General features: G+C 37.7%; 13 protein-coding genes and 1 tRNA gene. 7 read left to right on the top strand and 7 right to left on the bottom strand.

Annotated features, from left to right (window positions below; translation table 11 throughout):
* Positions 1-671 precede the first annotated feature (671 nt).
* Together pafA and JKA74_RS08560 are read right to left on the bottom strand one after the other, a co-directional pair.
* Positions 672-2,330: an alkaline phosphatase PafA gene (gene pafA / locus JKA74_RS08565; protein ID WP_201430768.1), complete on the bottom strand. Its 1,659-nt coding sequence runs from the start codon at positions 2,328-2,330 to the stop codon at positions 672-674.
* Positions 2,331-2,844: 514 nt separating this feature from the next.
* Positions 2,845-5,412, bottom strand: a complete 2,568-nt coding sequence (locus JKA74_RS08560; RefSeq protein WP_201430767.1) for a tetratricopeptide repeat protein — start codon at positions 5,410-5,412, stop codon at positions 2,845-2,847.
* 113 nt (positions 5,413-5,525) lie between these two features.
* Between JKA74_RS08560 and JKA74_RS08555 the strand changes: the two genes are divergently transcribed.
* From JKA74_RS08555 to JKA74_RS08530, 6 genes are all read left to right on the top strand, one after another.
* Entirely contained in the window at positions 5,526-6,176 is a 651-nt protein-coding gene (locus JKA74_RS08555; protein WP_201430766.1) for a protein-L-isoaspartate(D-aspartate) O-methyltransferase, read from the top strand.
* A 194-nt stretch (positions 6,177-6,370) separates the two neighbouring features.
* Positions 6,371-6,448: transfer RNA gene (locus tag JKA74_RS08550), tRNA-Val, on the top strand.
* 215 nt (positions 6,449-6,663) lie between these two features.
* A complete protein-coding gene (locus tag JKA74_RS08545) occupies positions 6,664-7,254 on the top strand; it encodes a Crp/Fnr family transcriptional regulator (RefSeq protein WP_201430765.1) in 591 nt (196 codons plus the stop codon).
* 52 nt (positions 7,255-7,306) lie between these two features.
* Positions 7,307-7,930 (top strand): hypothetical protein, encoded by a 624-nt coding sequence (locus JKA74_RS08540; RefSeq protein WP_201430764.1) that lies wholly within the window; start codon positions 7,307-7,309, stop codon positions 7,928-7,930.
* A gap of 282 nt (positions 7,931-8,212) precedes the next feature.
* Positions 8,213-10,708, top strand: coding sequence for an AsmA-like C-terminal region-containing protein (locus tag JKA74_RS08535; protein WP_201430763.1), 2,496 nt, complete (start codon positions 8,213-8,215; stop codon positions 10,706-10,708).
* Positions 10,689-11,747 carry a WD40/YVTN/BNR-like repeat-containing protein gene (locus JKA74_RS08530; protein ID WP_201430762.1) on the top strand — a complete coding sequence of 353 codons (1,059 nt, stop codon included), beginning with the start codon at positions 10,689-10,691 and terminating at the stop codon, positions 11,745-11,747. The genes JKA74_RS08535 and JKA74_RS08530 overlap by 20 nt, the downstream gene beginning before the upstream one ends.
* A gap of 2 nt (positions 11,748-11,749) precedes the next feature.
* Here JKA74_RS08530 and JKA74_RS08525 read toward each other — a convergent pair whose 3' ends face one another.
* Positions 11,750-13,102, bottom strand: a complete 1,353-nt coding sequence (locus JKA74_RS08525; protein ID WP_236587625.1) for a UDP-N-acetylmuramoyl-tripeptide--D-alanyl-D-alanine ligase — start codon at positions 13,100-13,102, stop codon at positions 11,750-11,752.
* A gap of 282 nt (positions 13,103-13,384) precedes the next feature.
* Between JKA74_RS08525 and JKA74_RS08520 the strand changes: the two genes are divergently transcribed.
* Positions 13,385-15,577: a T9SS type A sorting domain-containing protein gene (locus JKA74_RS08520; RefSeq protein ID WP_201430761.1), complete on the top strand. Its 2,193-nt coding sequence runs from the start codon at positions 13,385-13,387 to the stop codon at positions 15,575-15,577.
* A 75-nt stretch (positions 15,578-15,652) separates the two neighbouring features.
* Here JKA74_RS08520 and JKA74_RS08515 read toward each other — a convergent pair whose 3' ends face one another.
* The 4 genes from JKA74_RS08515 to JKA74_RS08500 all read right to left on the bottom strand — a co-directional run bounded on the left by JKA74_RS08515 (position 15,653) and on the right by JKA74_RS08500 (position 19,025).
* Complete coding sequence (locus tag JKA74_RS08515; protein WP_201430760.1) at positions 15,653-16,216, bottom strand: outer membrane beta-barrel protein; 564 nt, start codon at positions 16,214-16,216, stop codon at positions 15,653-15,655.
* 311 nt (positions 16,217-16,527) lie between these two features.
* Positions 16,528-16,962 (bottom strand): universal stress protein, encoded by a 435-nt coding sequence (locus JKA74_RS08510; RefSeq protein ID WP_201430759.1) that lies wholly within the window; start codon positions 16,960-16,962, stop codon positions 16,528-16,530.
* A 141-nt stretch (positions 16,963-17,103) separates the two neighbouring features.
* On the bottom strand, positions 17,104-17,892 hold the full coding sequence (locus JKA74_RS08505) for an amidohydrolase (RefSeq protein ID WP_201430758.1): 789 nt from the start codon (positions 17,890-17,892) through the stop codon (positions 17,104-17,106).
* Entirely contained in the window at positions 17,880-19,025 is a 1,146-nt protein-coding gene (locus JKA74_RS08500; protein ID WP_201430757.1) for a methionine aminotransferase, read from the bottom strand. The genes JKA74_RS08505 and JKA74_RS08500 overlap by 13 nt, the downstream gene beginning before the upstream one ends.
* Between the last annotated feature and the right edge of the window lie 6 nt (positions 19,026-19,031).

The raw sequence follows: 19,031 nt of genomic DNA, 5'->3' as shown, positions 1-19,031 counted from the left end.
TTATGTCAGAGGTATGTCAGGGGTGTTTTAATAATTGCTTACTTTCTTTAAAAAAAAAATCCCCCTTAATCCCCCTTTCCAATGCTATTAAGTTAAGTTTTACTTTAAACCTCAACCTTTATCCTTCTCCGAAGAGAGAAGGAAATTTGTCTTAACTTAATAGCATTGAGTCCTCCTTTGAAGGAAAGGGGAGAAATCTCGTGAGAATCTATGTAACCCTCAAAACAAGTACAAAGATTATTTGAAATTGATTACTCCTAATATTCCCTTCTCTTTTGTGAAGAGAAGGGTGGTCCCGAGTACTCGGGATCGGGATGAGTCAAAAAAACTGAGGCTTCAGACAAACACATAAGTTTCAAGTTATTTCTTTTGAAGTTCAGCTCAAAGACTGCTAAGGCCTGATTAAAAAGATATTAGCCTTTGGTTGAAATTTCCTCAATGCTATTAAGTTAAGCTTTAATTTAAACCTCAACCTTTATCCTTCTCCAAAGAGAGAAGGAAATTTGTCTTAACTTAATAGCATTGAGTCCCCCTTTGAAGGAAAGGGGGAGAGATCTCGTGCCAATTTTAATTTCTCTTTCAAATTAAATGGTAAAGAATTAAATATTTAAATTGATTGTCTTGAGTAATAGGAAAAATTCCCGCTGTTGTAGCACAGGCAAGACAAAAAATTACTCCAACACCTCTAAAACAGGTTCGCCTGTGGCTCCATTGGGCAATTTGGTTTCCAAAAGAAATGAGAGTGTAACAGCTATATCATCAATGCTTTGTCTTTTGTAGGATTCACCACTTTTAATACCTGCCCCAAACCAGATCAAAGGCACGTGGCTGTCATAAGCATAGCCGCTACCATGGGTGGTGGCTATACTTGTTTGATGAAACCAACCCGGTTCCAGCACCAACAATACATCTCCTGATCTTTTAAAATGGTAGCCCATCTGCAATGCGGAGGCTATGCCCTCAGTAAATTCAATTTGTTGCATATCGGAAGCGGAATAAGCTTTGGCCACACCTTCCAATTTCAATGATTGATCTACCACAAACTGGCGAATTTCATCCAGTTTGATTTTCTTTTTTGCTATTAAATCATGGTCGAGAAAAAATTGCTCATTGCTATAATATTCCAGCCAATCTCCATTTCCATATTTTTCAGTCAAAGCCGTTTGAATGGATTCCTTATAGTTTTTACTGCTATAGTATCCTGCCGGCATTTTTTTGGAGGTCATATAGGAAGGCACTTCCGCACAGCCGTGGTCAGAGGTGACAAATATCAAATATTCATCTTTCCCAACAGTTTCATCCAGGTAATTCAACAGACGGGCTATATCCTGGTCCAGCTTTAGGTAGGTATCCTGCACCTCTACCGATCTGGGGCCAAAGCCATGCCCGATATAATCGGTGGAAGAATAGCTCAAAGCCAGGAAGTCAGTAATACTATCTTGCCCCATTTGCTCCCCTTCAATGGCTGCAATGGCTAAATCTGTACTGATAGTATTTCCGAAAGGGGTGCTGGGCAATAATTTAAAATTTCCGTTTTTCTCCCTTAACTCTTTCAAATCATAAGGGAATACAGCTTTTTCTTTCCCTTTTACTACAGTTTCGTATGCTTTATCATCTGCTGTCGACTGGGTATATTTTTCAGCCTCCATGGATAGCGTCCAGGCACTATCCAGGTATTTATCGCTTAGTTTGCGCGCATTGAAATCCTGAACCCATTGTGGCAATGCTGCAATATCATAATAAGAGCTGCTGATAAAATCGCCTGTACTGCTATCATACCAGAAAGCTCCTGTAGGATTATGACCTGCTGGCAAAATTGATCCACGATCCTTTATCGCTACTCCTACCACTTTGGATCGGAAGTTAGTGGCAAAGCTCAATTCATCTGTAATAGTACTGCTCAACATCCTGTGAGGAGACATTAAGCCCTGACGTGATTCGGAGCCAACCGTTTGAACAGCCGTATCCCCAGCGCAATAAACTGTTTTTTTCAATTCTCTATCATACCAGTCGTTACCAATAATACCATGCGTGGCAGGCGTGGTACCTGTATAAACAGAGGCATGTCCCGGGCCTGTATAAGTGGGAATATAATTGAAGTGAGTGTTTTTATTGTAGAATCCATCAGCTACCAATCTTTTGAATCCATCTTCTGAGAAATGTTCGGCATAGCGTGTCAGGTAATCCGGACGGAACTGATCAATGACAATTCCTACTACTAGTTTGGGTTTGTTTCCGTTTCTTTTTAGGGGGGTATTTTCATTGGAATTTTGAACACATGCAAAAGGAATGCATATTATTACTAATAAAAATTTCGCTAATTTCTTCATGTTTTCAATGCTTGGTTAATGGTACTATAGACTGTAATCCTGATGCAATTTAATGGAATCTAAATACATTGGTCAAAAAGAGGTGTTAATTCAGTGTGAAATAATATTGTAAAGCTGATCGGATTTTCAAATTTGAGTAAAAATCAACTGGAATGTTCCCGAAATTGCTGCATCAGGGAACCCTATATCGATAAAAATTATGTCGGTTGGTCGCTATAGGCTATTCCTGATTAATAAATTTTACTTAAAATTAAGGTTTAACTTAAATCTCAAGCACTTTAAAACCAAATTTTTATTCTTCTTTTTGTCCCGATACTCGGGAACAAAACAATGCTTCTACGCTTATCCCAACGCTGGCCCGCTGTTTTGTCCTCCCTCCCGCTCTCTCCGAGCAAAACTTATCCCGGTGTATCGGGATTTTATTAGTTCTCAAACTTTGAAGTATTTATCGAGAGCCCGCTAAAGTAATTCCAAGCCCTTCCCCTACTTCCCCTTTTGCGGAACTGCAATGCTTTTAATCACAAACAGTTTTCAGGTACTCTTCATTCGTCAATCCTTCCCTGAATAATAAGGTGCCATTTTGGTCAAAATAAGCCAATACCTGGTAATCAATTTCGGATATACTGCGCTCGGCCATCCATATGATTTCTTCTTTTGTGAAATAAGCTTCCAGTGAATTGAAAATAAAAGGAATCAATGTTTCCCCCAGCTGATCTATCAAGCCATAACCGGAATTTATCCTGAGGATATAGTAGCTTTTTAATTTAAAAACCACTTTTTCAATATCTACTATCCCGTTAATGATCACCTCTTTTGTATAAATATTGATAAGCTTCAAATCGTCATCCTTGCTTACAATAGCCATGGAATCATTTACATATTCTATGGTATTAAATTCATTCGTTAAAATTTCCTTTCCTTCTGCATTGATCAATCCACTAAGCCCATCTTTCCTGTATATAAAAATGGAATCTTTCAGAAAAGGCTGAATTTTGGCCACGGAAATATAAGGGATCAACTTCTGATTGGAGACAATAAGAGCACCAAATTTCTTGTTCTTCAGTAGAGGAATAAGTCCCTCTTGCAGATTACCTATCGCATCCAAATTTTCCACTAGCTTTACCCCTGCGCTATCCAATAAAAGCCTCTTATTATCCCTGGTAATTTGCAGCAGGCCTGATGTAAGCACACCAATATTGAGTTGGGAACCTTCGTGGATCAGCTTGCCATAGCCATTATATATTTTATGGTATCCTTTGTCATTTATAATGTCCACAAAACGAATTTGCTCTATATCTTCCTCTAGTGCCTCATTGTGGGAATTGAGTAATTTGAAGATTTCATTATCGGCAAGTTTTGTATTTTTCCCCTCATGAAAAATTAGTTCCTTCTCATCAGCTGTTGTTCCAAAAGTAATCCAGCTATTGAATAGCCTCACAGAATCAAACCGGAAATCCGGGAAAATCAGATTTCCCATATCTGAAACAGCCCATTTTCCCTCTGCTTTCAGGGCTATGATGTTGTTACGGGAATGTACTTTATCGAATTTCCGGTTGTAAAGGGGAGCGAAATTGTTATCCAAAAATTCATATTGGCCATTCTTGAAAATAGTCCATCCCTGTGCCACCCTATCTATTTCAGCTTCCTGAAGAGGAATAACAGGTTTTAAGCTGGCATCAAGCACTGTCTGATAGTTGTTGGAAGTCAGCCAAAGCATTCCATCCTCTAGTATTTCATAATCAGTATAGAGCAAAGCCAAGCTTTTCAAATCATTCCTTCCTTCTTTTCTCAAGTCAGAAATGGTAGTCACAGCCATTTTTTTATCTTGCCGAAAGAAATAGACATCATTGATTTTCCAGATGGAGTCTACCGTATTTTTCAAAATCTCTTCTCCTAATAGCGAAATCAGTTGCCAGCCATTATTTTCCTTTTTAGCAAAAGAGTAATCATCTATCGCTATAAAATCCAGTGCTGACTGAGACAGTTGTTTGTCTTGTGAAATATGTAAAAGCTGCTTTTTATATTGATCCGGATATTTGGCTTTAAAGAAGCCGGACCCCAGGTAAACAATATCATTGACAGGTCCTTCCATAAAGACCTCTCCATTCTTTAAATACCATGTATCTCCTTTTTTGCCTGATGTCCTGATCAGCACCTCCTTAATCCATCTGCAGGAATCTGTGATTACACCCGGCAATTCAAAGCCTAATAATTTCTTATTGCTGATGTCATAAAAGTGATAGGTATTATTCTTCACATGCACCATCAACTCCGGATTAAAAGCTTTGTCAGACATATGGTTGAGCAAGGTGGTGGCAATTTTGGCTGCTTCCGTTTTAGGATATTGTTCTTTAAATGCCTCAAAGATGGATTGATTAGCCCCTGCACTTGTTATTTTTAGCAGTTCCCATGCAGCCTCATCGGCATAAACCGACTGCGGTCTTTCCCGTAGGTAATCCTTAAACCTTTCTACTGTTTTGCTTTGCGTTTTTTGCTCGTAATACAAGGTTTCAAAGGCATCCTTTGCCTCTTTGGCTTGTTTAGCCTCCGGATATTTTCTGAAAAATTCCTGCATCGCAACGGGCGTTTTTTCCGCAAGGGCATTCTGGTAGGCCACTTCATTTCTCAATTCTATGGCCTCTTCTATTTGAATACTTCCTGGATATTTCTCAATAAAATCATTATAACCAACTTCTGAGTTCAATTCCAGGGAAGCAAGAAAAGCCAGGCTATCGATTTTATCCGAGAGCTGTTCAATTTTCAAGCTGTCCATTCCTTTTCGATGATACTTTTTCAATTTTTTCTCATCTATTAATTGATAACCTTCACGCGCTCGCTTAATATGGAAATGTGCAGAATCTATAGCTTCATAGGATAGTTGCGGATGAATATAATAATGAGCCAAAATGAAATTATTGGCCGGATCAGCGGGATCTTTGGAAGTGGTTCTTTCCAGTACCTTTATTACTTTTCCCAATTGACCTTTTTCCAGATGTTTCATGGTGCGCAAAGCAGATTGGGCATGGCAAAAAGAGCCTCCACACACAAGGAGAAAAAACAATAAAACTACTCTTCTTTGCATAATTGATGAATGGAAAGCCTAAAGTTATAAAACTTTTAATGTTTAAAGAATAGAAAGAATCTTTCTGCTGAATAATAGAAAAATCATTGCTCATTTTTTTTTAAGTTTGAAATATGATTGAAGATAATTACAAGCATCAGGGAATGCGCAGGGGGCTGGTACGAAAGCTAAGGGAAAAGGGAATATATGATGAGCGAGTTCTGGATGCTATTGGAAAAATTCCCAGACATGTTTTCTTCGATCAGGCTTTTCTTGAACATGCCTACCAGGACAAGGCATTTCCTATTGGGCATGGACAAACTATTTCCCAGCCATACACTGTCGCATTTCAAACGCAATTGCTGGAATTGAAACCCACCGACAGAGTGTTGGAAATTGGCACCGGCTCAGGCTATCAGGCATGTGTGCTTTTAGCATTGGGAGCAAAAGTTTACACTATAGAATACCAGAAAATGCTTTACGAGCGTACAAGGGTTTTCTTACCGGATTTGGGCTATAAACCCCATTTTTTCTATGGAGATGGCTCCAAAGGATTGCCTGCCCATGGCCCCTACAACAAGATCATAGTAACAGCAGGCGCACCAACGGTTCCCACCGAATTGTTAAATCAATTAACCGAAGGAGGAATTTTAGTAATACCCGTGGGAGATAACAAAGTACAGAAAATGATGCGTTTGCGAAAAACAGCAGAAAAAAAGATTGAAAAGGAGGTATTTGATAATTTTAGCTTTGTGCCTTTACTGGGCGAGCAGGGGTGGAAGTAATGACTTAAACCATATCAAGTCATAAAAATATTAAGAAATTTAAAAGTGTAAAAATCTGAAAATCAAATAACTGAAAATAATATTTAAAAAACTCACAATTAATTTCCCTTCTTAGTTTGCAAGATTAAAAATCTGTACTACATTTGCATTCCCAAACAACGAAAGAGTTGTAAAGGAAAAACAAATAACATAATGGGGATATAGCTCAGTTGGTTTAGAGCACCTGCCTTACAAGCAGGGGGTCGTAGGTTCGAATCCTACTATCCCCACCACAGACAAAGCCTTTCGATTGATTTCGGGAGGCTTTTTTAGTTATAGCTCTTTACTCTCATCAGTTAATCTTCATAAGATTGCTCACAGTAAGCCTATTAGAACATGCTTATCAAATTCACTAACCAGGAGATATAGTTGATGTCCGAACTCAAACTGAATTAATTTTCCCTGAAAATTTCTATCTTGAAAGCTCATACCATAAGTATATGTGAGAATGCAGCAATCAGAAATAGAGAACGCAATAACAAATATTAGTGCAATCTACTGCCCTCTTTCCAGGGAATGCCAAATTGACCTTGGATCTTGTTCTACTGTTTTTTCCCTTGATAAAAATGCCCATCTATTAAAAGAGGGACAATATTCTGAAAAAATTTACTACCTGATCAGGGGTACTGCCAGAGCCTATTACCTGAAGGACGGAAAGGATATTTCAGATTGGTTCGCTTTTGAAAACGAGTTTTTATGTTCTATTAATAGCTTTTTTCTCAACAGCCCGAGCCCACATTACATCGAACTACTTGAACCCACTACGTCTATAGAACTCTCCAAAAAAGATTTCTTATGGCTATGCGATAAACACCATGATTTTGAAAGGCTTGCAAGAATTGTAGTCACCAAAACTATGTTACAACTTCAGCAACGAATTGTAGCGATGCAATTTGAAACTGCCCGGCAGAAGTATGAGAATTTACTTATCGCCCGGCCTGACATTACTCAAAGGGTGCCTCTAAGCCATATTGCCTCCTACTTAGGAATAGCTCTCGAAACATTAAGCAGGATTCGCAAACCAAAAAACCGAATTTGACTTAGGTCAAATGGATTCCCGAATTGATAGCAGACATTTGAAAAAAAATTAAATGAGAAAAATACACTATCTCTCCGGCCTTACCTTCTCCGTATTTATTTTATTGCATTTGTTCAATCACTTATTTGGCTTTTTAGGAGCCGATAAACACATAGAGTTGATGAATACCTTAAGGCTCTTCTATAGAAATCCAATTGCAGAAATTATTTTCTTAGCAGCTAGTTTATCCCTGATAGTTACAGGGATAAAATTATTCAGGAAGAGACGAAAACTAGCCGTCTCTTTTTTTGAAAAATTACACCTTTGGTCAGGCTTATATTTGGCTTTTTTCCTGCTCAATCATATAGGAGCTGTGTTGGGTGCCAGGTTTTTTCTACAGCTCGATACCAACTTCTATTTTGGTGCTGCAGGACTCAACACTTTTCCTTTCAATATTTTTTTCATCCCTTACTATTCACTCGCTATAATTTCCTTTTTTGCACACATATCTTCCATACACCAAAGTAAAATGAAGCAAAATGTTTTTGGGATAACTCCTGTAAACCAATCCAGAACGATTCTTATTTTTGGCATTGTTTTAAGCGGCATCATTTTACTAAGCCTTACCAATAATTTCAAAGGAATTCACATACCTGAAGAATACGATTTATTCAAACTATTATCAATAAAATGGTAATTCCAATGGCAGTAAATTGTGCAGCGGATTACTTTCACTGAAATGAAGCTCAATAAATTATAAACCTTTAATTCTCAAACCAAACTATTCCTCAAACTTGTATATTTACTGCTGTTTATTCAATAAATCTGAGTTCGATTGTTACAGAATGCCGTCATACTAAATATTAATGAGATGACGTCCTAGTGTAGTTTTACAAACTCAGATTATAAATTAAATTATCCTTTGCTTTTATACCGCTTATTTACATAAATTCGTTTTCAGCATAAACACCAGGCAACTTTGAAGCGCATTAAGAAATTTTTCATCTATACTTTTTTCATCTTTATTACTGTTTTTGCGTCAGTTTCCACTTATTTATATTTTAATCAGGATAAACTGGTCAATCAAATTATTGTGACCATTAACAAGAACCTGCAGACACCCATTGAAGTCACTAAAATTGATTTGAACTGGTGGACCGATTTCCCCAATATTTCATTGCGCTTCCAGAATGTAACCATTCAGGAATCTATTAAAGGAAGTAAATTTCCTTTGGCTAAACTGGAACAACTCTCTCTATCATTTGATCTTATCTCCCTTTACAAGCAAAATTATCAATTCGATAAAATAATTTTAAAAAATGGCGAAGTAACCATTAGAACCACTAAAGAAGGAATCACCAACTATCAAATACTCAAAGAGAGTTCGGATTCATCGGAAGAAAACCAACAATTTAACTTCAACATTAAGGACATCAACATTGATAACGTGGCTATTAACTATGTTGATCATTCCATCAATCAGTCTTATTTGTTAGTGGGGCATAAAGTAAGTGCGCAACTGGTGAAGAAAAAAGATGTTTACAAAATAACGGCAAAAGGTGATCTCACTTCAAAGGCCATCAAGATTGATGAATTCAGTTATTTTGAAAACAAAAAACTAAAACTGGATGCCTCTCTGGATTATAATGAAGCTGAAAAGAAAGTAATCATTAAGCCTTCCAAAGTATTGGTAGCCTCCAATAATTTTGAAATATCCGGTGTTTATCAATTGGAAGATAGCTATATGAACCTCAACATAGCAGGAATAGACACCGATTTTAACACATTGCTTTCCCTGTTACCTGAGCAATACAGTAAACCCCTATCAGCCTATCAAAGCACCGGAGAAGCTGATTTTAAAGGAACCATTATTGGTAAGCTAACACGAAAGGAGAACCCAGCCGTCAACCTGGAATTCAATGTGCAAGAAGCTTCACTCTTCCATCCGGAATACAAGACGAGGATTAGCCACCTAAATTTGAATGGCCAATTTAGTAACGGAAAATACCAATCTTTCGAAACCAGTAGGCTGGCACTTAATAATATGGCAGGGGTAATCCAGGATAAACCTTTCACGGCCGATCTTACCTTAAGCAATTTCAACAATTATTTTCTTACTCTCTCCACCGAAGGAGTATTGAGCACCCAGGATTTATTCACTTTCCTCCCCAACAAAGACAAAATGAAAGACCTGGCAGGTGAAATTGAATTCAACATCAAGCTTTCCGGCTATATTGATGACTTTAAGAAAGCCTCCACAGCTCATAAAATCAGTAATTCCGGTGAAATACTGCTTAAAAATGTAGGGGGCATTTATTTGGATTATCCTTTACCTCTCAAAAACATCTCAGGCAGGCTTTTATTCAATAAGAATGACATCGCCATAAACTCTCTAAGCGGAATTATTGGCGAATCGGACATTACAATGAATGGTTTCTTCCTCAATATTTTCCCCTACCTGTTACAAGAGAATCAATCGCTGCTTGTAGAAGCAAGTACCAAAAGCAGAAATATTAATTTAAATGAATTACTTTCCGGCCTCTCAAATGAAGAAAACACATTGGAGAAACAAGAGAAGTCGTTCAAGTTTTCCATTAGCCCTTATTTAAGATTTGACCTGGAAACAAAGGTGAGTCAATTGACTTTTAAAAGATTCTCTGCCAGAAATATAAGCGGTAAAATAAATGTGCTGCATCAGGAATTAAAAGCTCAAAATCTGAACTTGAAAAGTAGCGGAGGGGAAATGGTTCTTAATGGAACTATTAATACTGTGGCGGAAGATCAAGTCAAAATTAACACTGTTGCCTCTTTTAAAAAGATCAATATTGATAGTATTTTCTATTCATTCGACAACTTTAACCAGGATTTTTTGGCAGACAGGCATCTGAAAGGAAAAATTGATGCAAAAGTGAGTGCCTTTATTTTACTGGACAAATCCCTCAATTTTAAACCGGAAGATTTCACCGCAGACATTAATGCCACCATCATTAATGGACAACTCAACAATTTCGCTCCAATGCTTAGCCTTTCGGATTATGTGAATGAAAAAGAGCTTTCCAACCTAAGTTTTGGTGAATTGACCAATACCATCCGGATTGAAAACAAAACAATTTATTTACCGGAAATGGTCATAAAATCCAATATATCGGAAATTGTGCTGCAAGGAACCCACACATTTGACCAACAAATCAACTACCGATTGCTCGTGCCACTCAAAAATTTCAAAAAGCAAGACAAAGATGAAGCATTCGGTGCCATTGAAAAAACAGATGATTATACTAAATTACACCTTAAGATTGTGGGTACCACTGATGATTTTAAAGTCAACTGGGATGGACAACGCTCGCTCAAATCAGTAGCGGAACGTATTCAGGAGGAAGGCAAAACCATTAAAAAGATAATTAGCGGGGAAAAACCACAGGAAAAAAAGAAAAAAGAAGTTGAACTTAATGAAGATGAATATTTTGATTGGTAATAGAAAAAGCACTTCCCTCCTATTTATAGCTCATTTACTATTTTTCATGAGCAGTTGTGGCCCTGAGAAAATCAACCATAGCCTCAAGGAAATATCCTCAGGAACTGACGCCCTTCTGATAGGGCTTCAACCATTGAACGATAGCATTGTGTGGGCAAGTGGCACCAATGCCACCATTCTTAGAAGTAATGACAGCGGGGAGAGCTGGGAGAAATTCCAGTATGAAGAAGCTGACACTTTGCAGTTTAGGGATATCCATCCTTTGAGTGCCAAAGAAGCCATTGTTCTCAGTTCGGGTGAAGGGAAAGCCAGTCAGATCTTCTACTTTCATGAAGATATGGGTTGGCAAAAAACATTTCAGATGGATGCTTCTGAAGGTTTTCTGGATGCTATTCAGTTATGGGAAAACGGGCAGGGATTGGCTTATGGAGACGCTATTGATTCCCTGGCTTACATTCTTAAAACCACTGATTTCGGCAAAAGCTGGATAAGAATACCTACAGCACCAAAATCCGGATCAGGTGAAGGAGGATTTGCTTCCAGTGGCAGTAACATTGCATTGGGAGAAAATGGAAAAGCATGGATTGGCACAGGTGCCGGAGGGAGTGCCAGGGTTTTTCATAGCACCGACTATGGCAGAAGTTGGGAAGTATTTGAAACACCAATGATCAAAGGAGATGCAGCCGGAATTACCTCTATAAAACATCACAATGACAAAATCTGGATAGCAGGAGGAGATTTGGCCATTTCGGATGAGCTATTGGAAAATATCTATTTCTCAGAAGACAACGGCCAAAACTGGCAAGCAATGAATGAACACCAAATCAAAGGTTCTTTTTATGGTTTGGCAGTCAGCAATTTCAAAGGCAATGATTTAATCATTGCATGTGGCCCCAATGGAGTAGAACTTTGGAACGGTGCTGAAAACAAATGGCTAATTATTAGTGACAAAAACATCTGGACTGCTACTTTTCTTGATAATCAAACAGCCCTCATGGCAGGTAAAAATGGAACAATCATCAAGGTGAAATTTGAATAAGCTCAGGAAAGGTGTGGCAAAAGTTCTTCTAAGGCATTTTTCCTCGATCCCTTAATTAAAATTGTACTTCCGGGTTTTAAAGGGTGCTCTTTTAAATAGGCTATTAAATCCGCTTTATTCTCGAAAAACTGGCCAAAAGTGTCCGTTTTTTTAGCCGCCTGTATCATTTTGCCAATATAAAACCTTTTACTTATTCCCAGGTCAACTGCTATCTCACCAATTTTTTCATGTTCCAATTGTGTTGACTCCCCCAACTCCATCATATCGCCCAAAATCACTACAGATTCTGTATTTTCAGCTGAAGAAAGGCTTTTAATAGCCAATTCCATGGAATCCGGGTTGGCATTATAAGCATCGAGAATAATATTGTACTTATCGTTTTTAATTAACTGTGAACGCATATCCTTAGGCTGAAAATCTGAAACTGCTTTTTCAGCTGCTTTTTTTGGCACCTCAAAGAAATGCGCCACACATAAGGCTGCAGCTACATTGACAAAGTTATACTGCCCCACTAATTGCGTGCTTATTTTATCATGGAAATTCGTTTCCATTTCCAGAAATATACTCCCAGGCAAAGGTTTGGCCGCATAGAAATCATCTTCATTAGGATAGGTAACTGCGTTGTCAAAACGCTTCAGCATATTCTTGAGTACTGCATCTTCCGTATTGATAAAAGGAATCCCATTGTTCTTCTTCAGGAAATCAAAAAGCTCACTTTTGGCCAAAACAATATTTTCAAACCCACCAAATTCGCCTATATGTGCTTTACCAATATTGGTAATTAGTCCGTGAGTTGGCCTGGCTATTTCACAATAAGAGGCTATTTCTCCCACATGATTCGCTCCCATTTCTATGATAGCCATTTCGTAGGAGCTATCAATTGATAACAAGCTAAGAGGAACCCCTATATGGTTGTTCAAATTACCAAGAGTAGCAAAAGTTTTGTATTTGGCAGAAAGAGCTACCTGCATTAATTCCTTGGTAGTGGTTTTCCCATTAGAGCCTGTAATACCAATAATAGGGATTTTTAGTTGGTCTCTATGGTAGGAAGCCAGTTCCTGTAAACTTGTCAAGGCATCCCTCACCAGTATAAAACTCTTATCTTCCTGATAATACGCTGACTCGTCAAGGACTACTGCAATGGCTCCTTCTTCAATAGCCTTTTCAGCAAATAAGTTACCATTGAAATGAGGGCCTTTTAAAGCGAAAAACAAATTTCCCTTTTGCAATTTACGCGTGTCAGTGCAAATGCCGGTGCTTTCAAGGTATAATTGATATAATTGATCAATATTGGCCATAGCAAAACGTTTACACAAATCTAAAAAATAGTTAAAGCTTCCAATTGTTTTGGTCATAAAAATTCCAATGATAATTGTCAGCTATTCATCCCGCCATAAAATACGCAGGATTAAAAGTGGAAGTTAACAACATGAGCATTTTCAATTTGCATGAAAATGAAAGGTCGGTAAATCCAATGAAACACGTTCCCGTCCAGTATACATTTCTTAATTAATAACGCTTGAGTGATTGGCCACTTGTATCTAAAAAAAAGCAAAGTCATAAGAAATTTTAACTTCCTATATGATTTTTTATCCTCTCCCGTTAAATAAAGGTTTAAAGAAATGTAAATTTGAAACATGCGAATTCTACTTACCTCATTATTCTTGATTTCCTTCCTTCATTACACTTTTTCTCAATGGGAATTTCAGGATTTCAACAACACGTCCCTAAACGATATCAATAATGAGGAAAAGTTATTCCCATGGGCTGGCGGGCTAAATGGGGTACAATACAGCCAAATGGATTTGGATAATGATGGCACAGTGGACATCATAGCTTTTGACCGTTCCAGCGGTAGAATAATGTGCTTTCTTAAGAAAAACAACACCTACCAATATGCTCCTGAATATGAGCCATTTTTCCCTAATGAAATATCCAATTTCCTCATTATAAAAGATTACGATCAGGATGGTAAATCAGACATCTTTACAGCCGGTAACCTGGGCATTACTGTATTTAGAAATATTAGCACAGGAAAAATCCCATCATGGGAAAAAGCCACTGACTTTATCACCTATGAAAGTTTAAGTGGCAATAATGTAAACCTCCAGGTGAACTTTAATGATTACCCACATATAGCCGATATTGATGAAGATGGGGATTTAGATATCTTTAATTTTAATTTTTCAGGACTTGAGAGTAAAATTATCTTTTACAAAAATGAAAGTGTGGAACAAAGTGGAAAAGCCAGCATTGACAATTTCCGAGCAGTAGATAATTTTTGGGGCGAAGTGGAAGATTGCGATTGCGGGGTATTTGCCTTTGGTGAAGAGGAATGCAATAGCACCCTGGGAAAAACGGAAGCACACGAGGCTGCCAGACATGCCGGAGGGAAAAGCATTCTCATCTATGATTTTAATGAAGATGGCACTTTCGAACTTATCACCAGCCATGAGGAATGTAAAGAACTTTATGCGTTTACAGATAGTCCCCAAGCAGGAATATTCCCCACCTATAGTAGCTTTCATAGTGATTTTCCTAATGATCAAAATCCTGCTACTTTTAATTTTTATCCCAACGCAATGCTGTTAGACCTTAATGGAGATGACCAAAAAGAAATTATTGTTAGTCCCAATATTGAATCTAATTTTGGTAGTCCGGTGAATTTCTCCCATTCCAACTGGCTCTATGAATCATCGACTAATGGCTATACGCTAACCACAAAATCTTTCTTGCAGGAAGATATGATAGATTGGGGGTTTCAGGCCAGTCCGGCCTTTTATGATATTGATGCAGACGGTGATTTGGATTTATTCGTAGCATACACAAATTTGGATGAAACTGAAACACTTTTTAGTGCCATTGCTCACTATGAAAACATAGGAGATTCACATAACCCGGAATTTGAATTTATAACGGACAACTTCCTGAACATTAAATCATTGGGAATGGCCAATATACTAATGCAATGGAAAGATATTGATGGGGACGGACTAAAAGACCTTTCTTTACAAGGCACCATCAGCAATAGCAATCAACTTTTCTTTGTTTACAACAATAATGGCGATTTTAACCTTGGGCAGAGGCAGCAAATCACCGATATCTCCATTGGCTTTGGTTTTTCTGTCCATCTGGCAGATGTTGTGGGTTCCGGATCAGTAGATTTGCTACTTGGAAAATCCTCCGGTGGCTTAAGGTTGTTTGAAAATATCGGTTCAGGTAGAAATCCTGTCTTTACGCAAATCGAAAATGAATATCTTGGCATAGGAGATGATTTCTTCCAGTCATCCTTAAAAGTATATGTGGAAGATCTTGACAATGATGGCGAAGATGATTTAATCGCTTCTGATTTGAGTGGCGACATCAGGATTTTCCCTAATGTGAGAAATAATGAAGGCAGCTTTGATTCCCTAACCCTTTATAATAAGCTGGACCAATCCTATAAATCTGTAAACTTGGGAAAGCGTAACAATCTCACAATAGCTAAATTATTCAATGATGATTTCCCCTCTATTATTCTGGGTAGTGTATCCGGGGGTTTGCGTATCATCAGGAATGTAGAAGAGTTCCCTGTTACTCCTCCTGAAGGCAATAAGGTTTTTATAGTTTACCCAAACCCTAATAGTTCAGGTATCTTCCAAATCAACACCAACGAAAATGTGACCATTTCCATTAGCACAATAAGTGGCCAGCGAATTTTACAGGAATTTTTGTTTGAAGTCAATGCAGGAAATGTTATCAATCTCTCCAATTTGGCAAGCGGCATGTATGTGGTAAATGCCCACTTTGCTGATGGCACTAAAGTAGTCCGTAAAGTGGTGATGGAATAACCTATAAAGCATAAGCCAAAAAAAGACCCTGCGGAGTAACACAGGGTCTTTTAAAAATAAAATGATACTATTTGATTAATTTCTGCCACCAAAAATAAATGCTCCAATTCGGATGCCCATATAGCTATTTTTGATATCAAAAGTTGTTTCATTACCATTATTATCAACACCTTGCGCTTCAGAAGAAGGAATGATGTTATAATCCAGGTTGATGTTAAAATGACCTAAATCAAAACCAAGGCGTGGATAAAACCCAATTTTGGATTCAGCTGAAGCACCTGCTGCGTTACCATTTGCTGCAACGGATGCCAGGGAAAACAAGCCTACACCAACACCTGCATAAGGTCTGAATTTTCCATTAGAGAAATAATATTTTCCATTAACCGTATAAGAAGTTGTTCCTGAAATACTCGCCTCAGTATCGCCAACTACACGACCCATTAAAGCAGCTTCCATTCTTAACCCAACGGCAATTTCATCACTTATTCTATAGGCTGGTTCAAAATCAAAAAGGATTCCACCCCCGCCAGTAGGTATAGTATAACCAAGTCCAAGATATAATTGGAAAGGTTTAAATTCTTGAGCTTTCACAGTACTTACTGCTGCTACAAATACTAAAATTAATAGGACTTTCTTCATAGTTTTTTTATTTAATTAATAATAAGACAAAACTATTATAAATATTCAAAGAGCGAGATGAATGATAATTTATTTTCACATTATGTAAGAAAAAGTAAAAATATGAATTTTTATAGATTTGTAAAAACCTATTCAGGGAGGTAAAAGACTTGAATAACAACTAATTAGCACTTCAATGTTTTTATTTTATATGGTGAAATCACATCAAACAGCATTAAAAGGTACATAGTAAATAAAAATAAAACTTTATACCTACGTATTTAAACTCGATCAATCCATAGACATTACATATGAATATTACAATATTCTCTTTAATCAAGGGGAACCAACAAAACAGGAATAGTTGATTTTTGAACAATTTCGTCCGATACACTCCCAATAAATACCTTATAAAGAAAATTATGCTCTTGATGACCGATTATAATCATGTCAATTTCTAATTTTTCAGACTCTTCAATAACCATTTCTATAGTGGGCCCTTGTATCAGCAATCCCTCCGCCTCAACTCCTCTTGCATTGAGCTCATTGGCATATTTCTGAAGGAGTTGATGTTCTTTCCTTAAATCCTCGGCCCGGCTGTCTCTTATGTACTGAGGACCGGGTTCGTAACCTACAAAATCCGGATCAGGGGCAGCAACATGCAATAACCATATTTTAGCATCAAAAGAATTAGCAAAAAGAAAGGCTTGCTCTATTAAAAGATGTTCATTGCCATTAAAATCAATAGATAGAAGTATATTTTTCATATCTTTTTCTTTAACCCTTAGTTAGCATACGCAAAATATCAAAACTATTACCGGAATCACTAAAATTTATGTACTCACCAGTTTCATGAATGAGGCAGTTTAAATGCAGAAAGGCTACAGTACTCAATTTGATTGAGAAGCTTAATTCACGCTGAAATCATCAGCATCTAAGTAAGCCGGAAACTTCTCCCTGAAATGTATTAGTTCAGCCTTAGACAAGGATACCGTTTCCACTTCCTCCTTATCATTTGCGAAAAAGAGGGACTCTCCTTTAGGATTATAGATAGCAGAGTGCCCATTATATAAAACCCCATTCCCATCTTCTCCAATCCTGTTCACTCCGGCACAATAACTTAAATTCTCTATGGCGCGGGCCTGCAATAGAATGTCCCATGCATTTACCCTTGCTGCAGGCCAATTGGCTACAAAAAGCATTAAATCATATTCCATTTCGCCATGATGTGCTTTGTTACGGCTCCAAACAGGAAAACGTAAATCATAACAGACCAAAGGCTTAATCTTCCAACCTTTCCATTTAACTATTAAAGGAGATGATCCGGGAGAATAATGAGCGTCTTCATTGGCCATCCTGAACAAATGTTTTTTATCATAAGAGTAATAATGTCCATCCGGTTGCATCCAAATCAATCTGTTGAAATACTTACCTCCCTCATTTATAATGTATGATCCTGTTACCACTGACTTCCTTTGTTCGGCCATTTGTCTCATCCACTTAAAAGTATGCAGGTTCATGGGTTCTCCCATTTTTTCCGCTTGCATACTGAAGCCTGTGTTAAACATTTCCGGCAAAATAATCACATCTGTTGCTTCATCTATTTGCCAGATTTTTTCTTCCAACATGGCCAGGTTAGCTTGTTTATCCTGCCAATGTAGCGGGGTTTGTACCAAACTGATTTTTAAATCCTGCATAATATATCTGCTGCTTTTTGTAAGGTTTCTTCTCCCTTTGCAAAGCAAAAGCGAAGTAAATGATCATCTTTTCTTTCTGAGTAAAATGCTGACACGGGAATAGAAGCCACTCCATGTTCCTTAATTAATTTTTCAGCAAATTCCATATCCGGAATGTCAGAGATAGCGCTATAATCCAATAATTGAAAATAGGTACCATATGAGGGCACTATTTTAAAACGGGAATTACTGACTGCCTTCGCGAAGAAATCCCGCTTTTTTTCATACATATCATTAATCCCCAGATAGTTCTTCTCATATTGCAAAAATTCAGCCATGGCATGCTGGCTTGGAGTGTGCACTGTAAAACAATTGTACTGATGCACTTTCCTTATTTCTTTCATGATCATTTCAGGAGCCACCACATAACCTATTTTCCAGCCGGTGGCATGAAAAGTTTTACCAAAAGAATAAACCACAATGCTTCGTGAAGCCAAAAAGGCATCATTCAATACACTAAAATGTTCTCTCCCATCAAAAATAATATGCTCATATACTTCATCACTTAAAAGCATCAATTGCGGATTTGCTTTTAGAATCTCTTTCAACTCTTCCATATCCTGCTTGTTCAATACAGCACCTGAAGGATTATGAGGAGAGTTAATCATTAATATTTTGGTGTTTTTGCTAATTTGCTGCTTAATCAATTCCCAGTCCGGTGAAAAATCCGGTTGTTGAAGAGCTATGGGAACAGGGCTTGCACCCGCCAATTCAATGGCAGGGATATAGCAATCATACGCAGGCTCTAATACAATTACCTCATCCCCTTTTCCAACAAGAGCCATTATGCTTGAGAAAATGGCTTCTGTAGCACCTACTGTCACGGTGATTTCTGCATCAAAGTCAAGGGCAACACCCCCTGTCTTTTCAATTTTTTGGGCAATTGCTTTTCTCAATACAGGCAAACCCGGCATAGGTGCATATTGGTTATGACCGATTTGCATATTCTGGTAAACCAGATCTATTAATTCCTGCGACACAGGAAACTCCGGAAAACCTTGAGAGAGATTAATGGCATCATTTTCTGTAGCCATTTGAGACATTACAGAAAAAATAGTGGTGCCTACTTTGGGCAATTTGGATTCTAATTGCATGGAGCT

It is taken from the genome of Marivirga aurantiaca (genome assembly GCF_016679925.1).
GTDB classification, from domain to species: Bacteria; Bacteroidota; Bacteroidia; order Cytophagales; family Cyclobacteriaceae; genus Marivirga; species Marivirga aurantiaca.
Note: the sequence above shows the minus strand (reverse complement) of the source record. Positions and strands in the feature narration are given on the sequence as shown.

Excerpts from the sequence above, each read along its gene's own strand:
- JKA74_RS08520 (WP_201430761.1), top strand. The coding sequence starts at position 13,385 with ATGCGAATTCTACTTACCTCATTATTCTTGATTTCCTTCCTTCATTAC.
- JKA74_RS08560 (WP_201430767.1), bottom strand. The coding sequence starts at position 5,412 with ATGCAAAGAAGAGTAGTTTTATTGTTTTTTCTCCTTGTGTGTGGAGGC.
- JKA74_RS08525 (WP_236587625.1), bottom strand. The coding sequence starts at position 13,102 with ATGACCAAAACAATTGGAAGCTTTAACTATTTTTTAGATTTGTGTAAA.
- JKA74_RS08500 (WP_201430757.1), bottom strand. The coding sequence starts at position 19,025 with ATGCAATTAGAATCCAAATTGCCCAAAGTAGGCACCACTATTTTTTCT.
- JKA74_RS08505 (WP_201430758.1), bottom strand. The coding sequence starts at position 17,892 with ATGCAGGATTTAAAAATCAGTTTGGTACAAACCCCGCTACATTGGCAG.
- JKA74_RS08515 (WP_201430760.1), bottom strand. The coding sequence starts at position 16,216 with ATGAAGAAAGTCCTATTAATTTTAGTATTTGTAGCAGCAGTAAGTACT.
- JKA74_RS08510 (WP_201430759.1), bottom strand. The coding sequence starts at position 16,962 with ATGAAAAATATACTTCTATCTATTGATTTTAATGGCAATGAACATCTT.
- JKA74_RS08540 (WP_201430764.1), top strand. The coding sequence starts at position 7,307 with ATGAGAAAAATACACTATCTCTCCGGCCTTACCTTCTCCGTATTTATT.
- JKA74_RS08545 (WP_201430765.1), top strand. The coding sequence starts at position 6,664 with ATGCAGCAATCAGAAATAGAGAACGCAATAACAAATATTAGTGCAATC.
- pafA (WP_201430768.1), bottom strand. The coding sequence starts at position 2,330 with ATGAAGAAATTAGCGAAATTTTTATTAGTAATAATATGCATTCCTTTT.
- JKA74_RS08530 (WP_201430762.1), top strand. The coding sequence starts at position 10,689 with ATGAATATTTTGATTGGTAATAGAAAAAGCACTTCCCTCCTATTTATA.
- JKA74_RS08555 (WP_201430766.1), top strand. The coding sequence starts at position 5,526 with ATGATTGAAGATAATTACAAGCATCAGGGAATGCGCAGGGGGCTGGTA.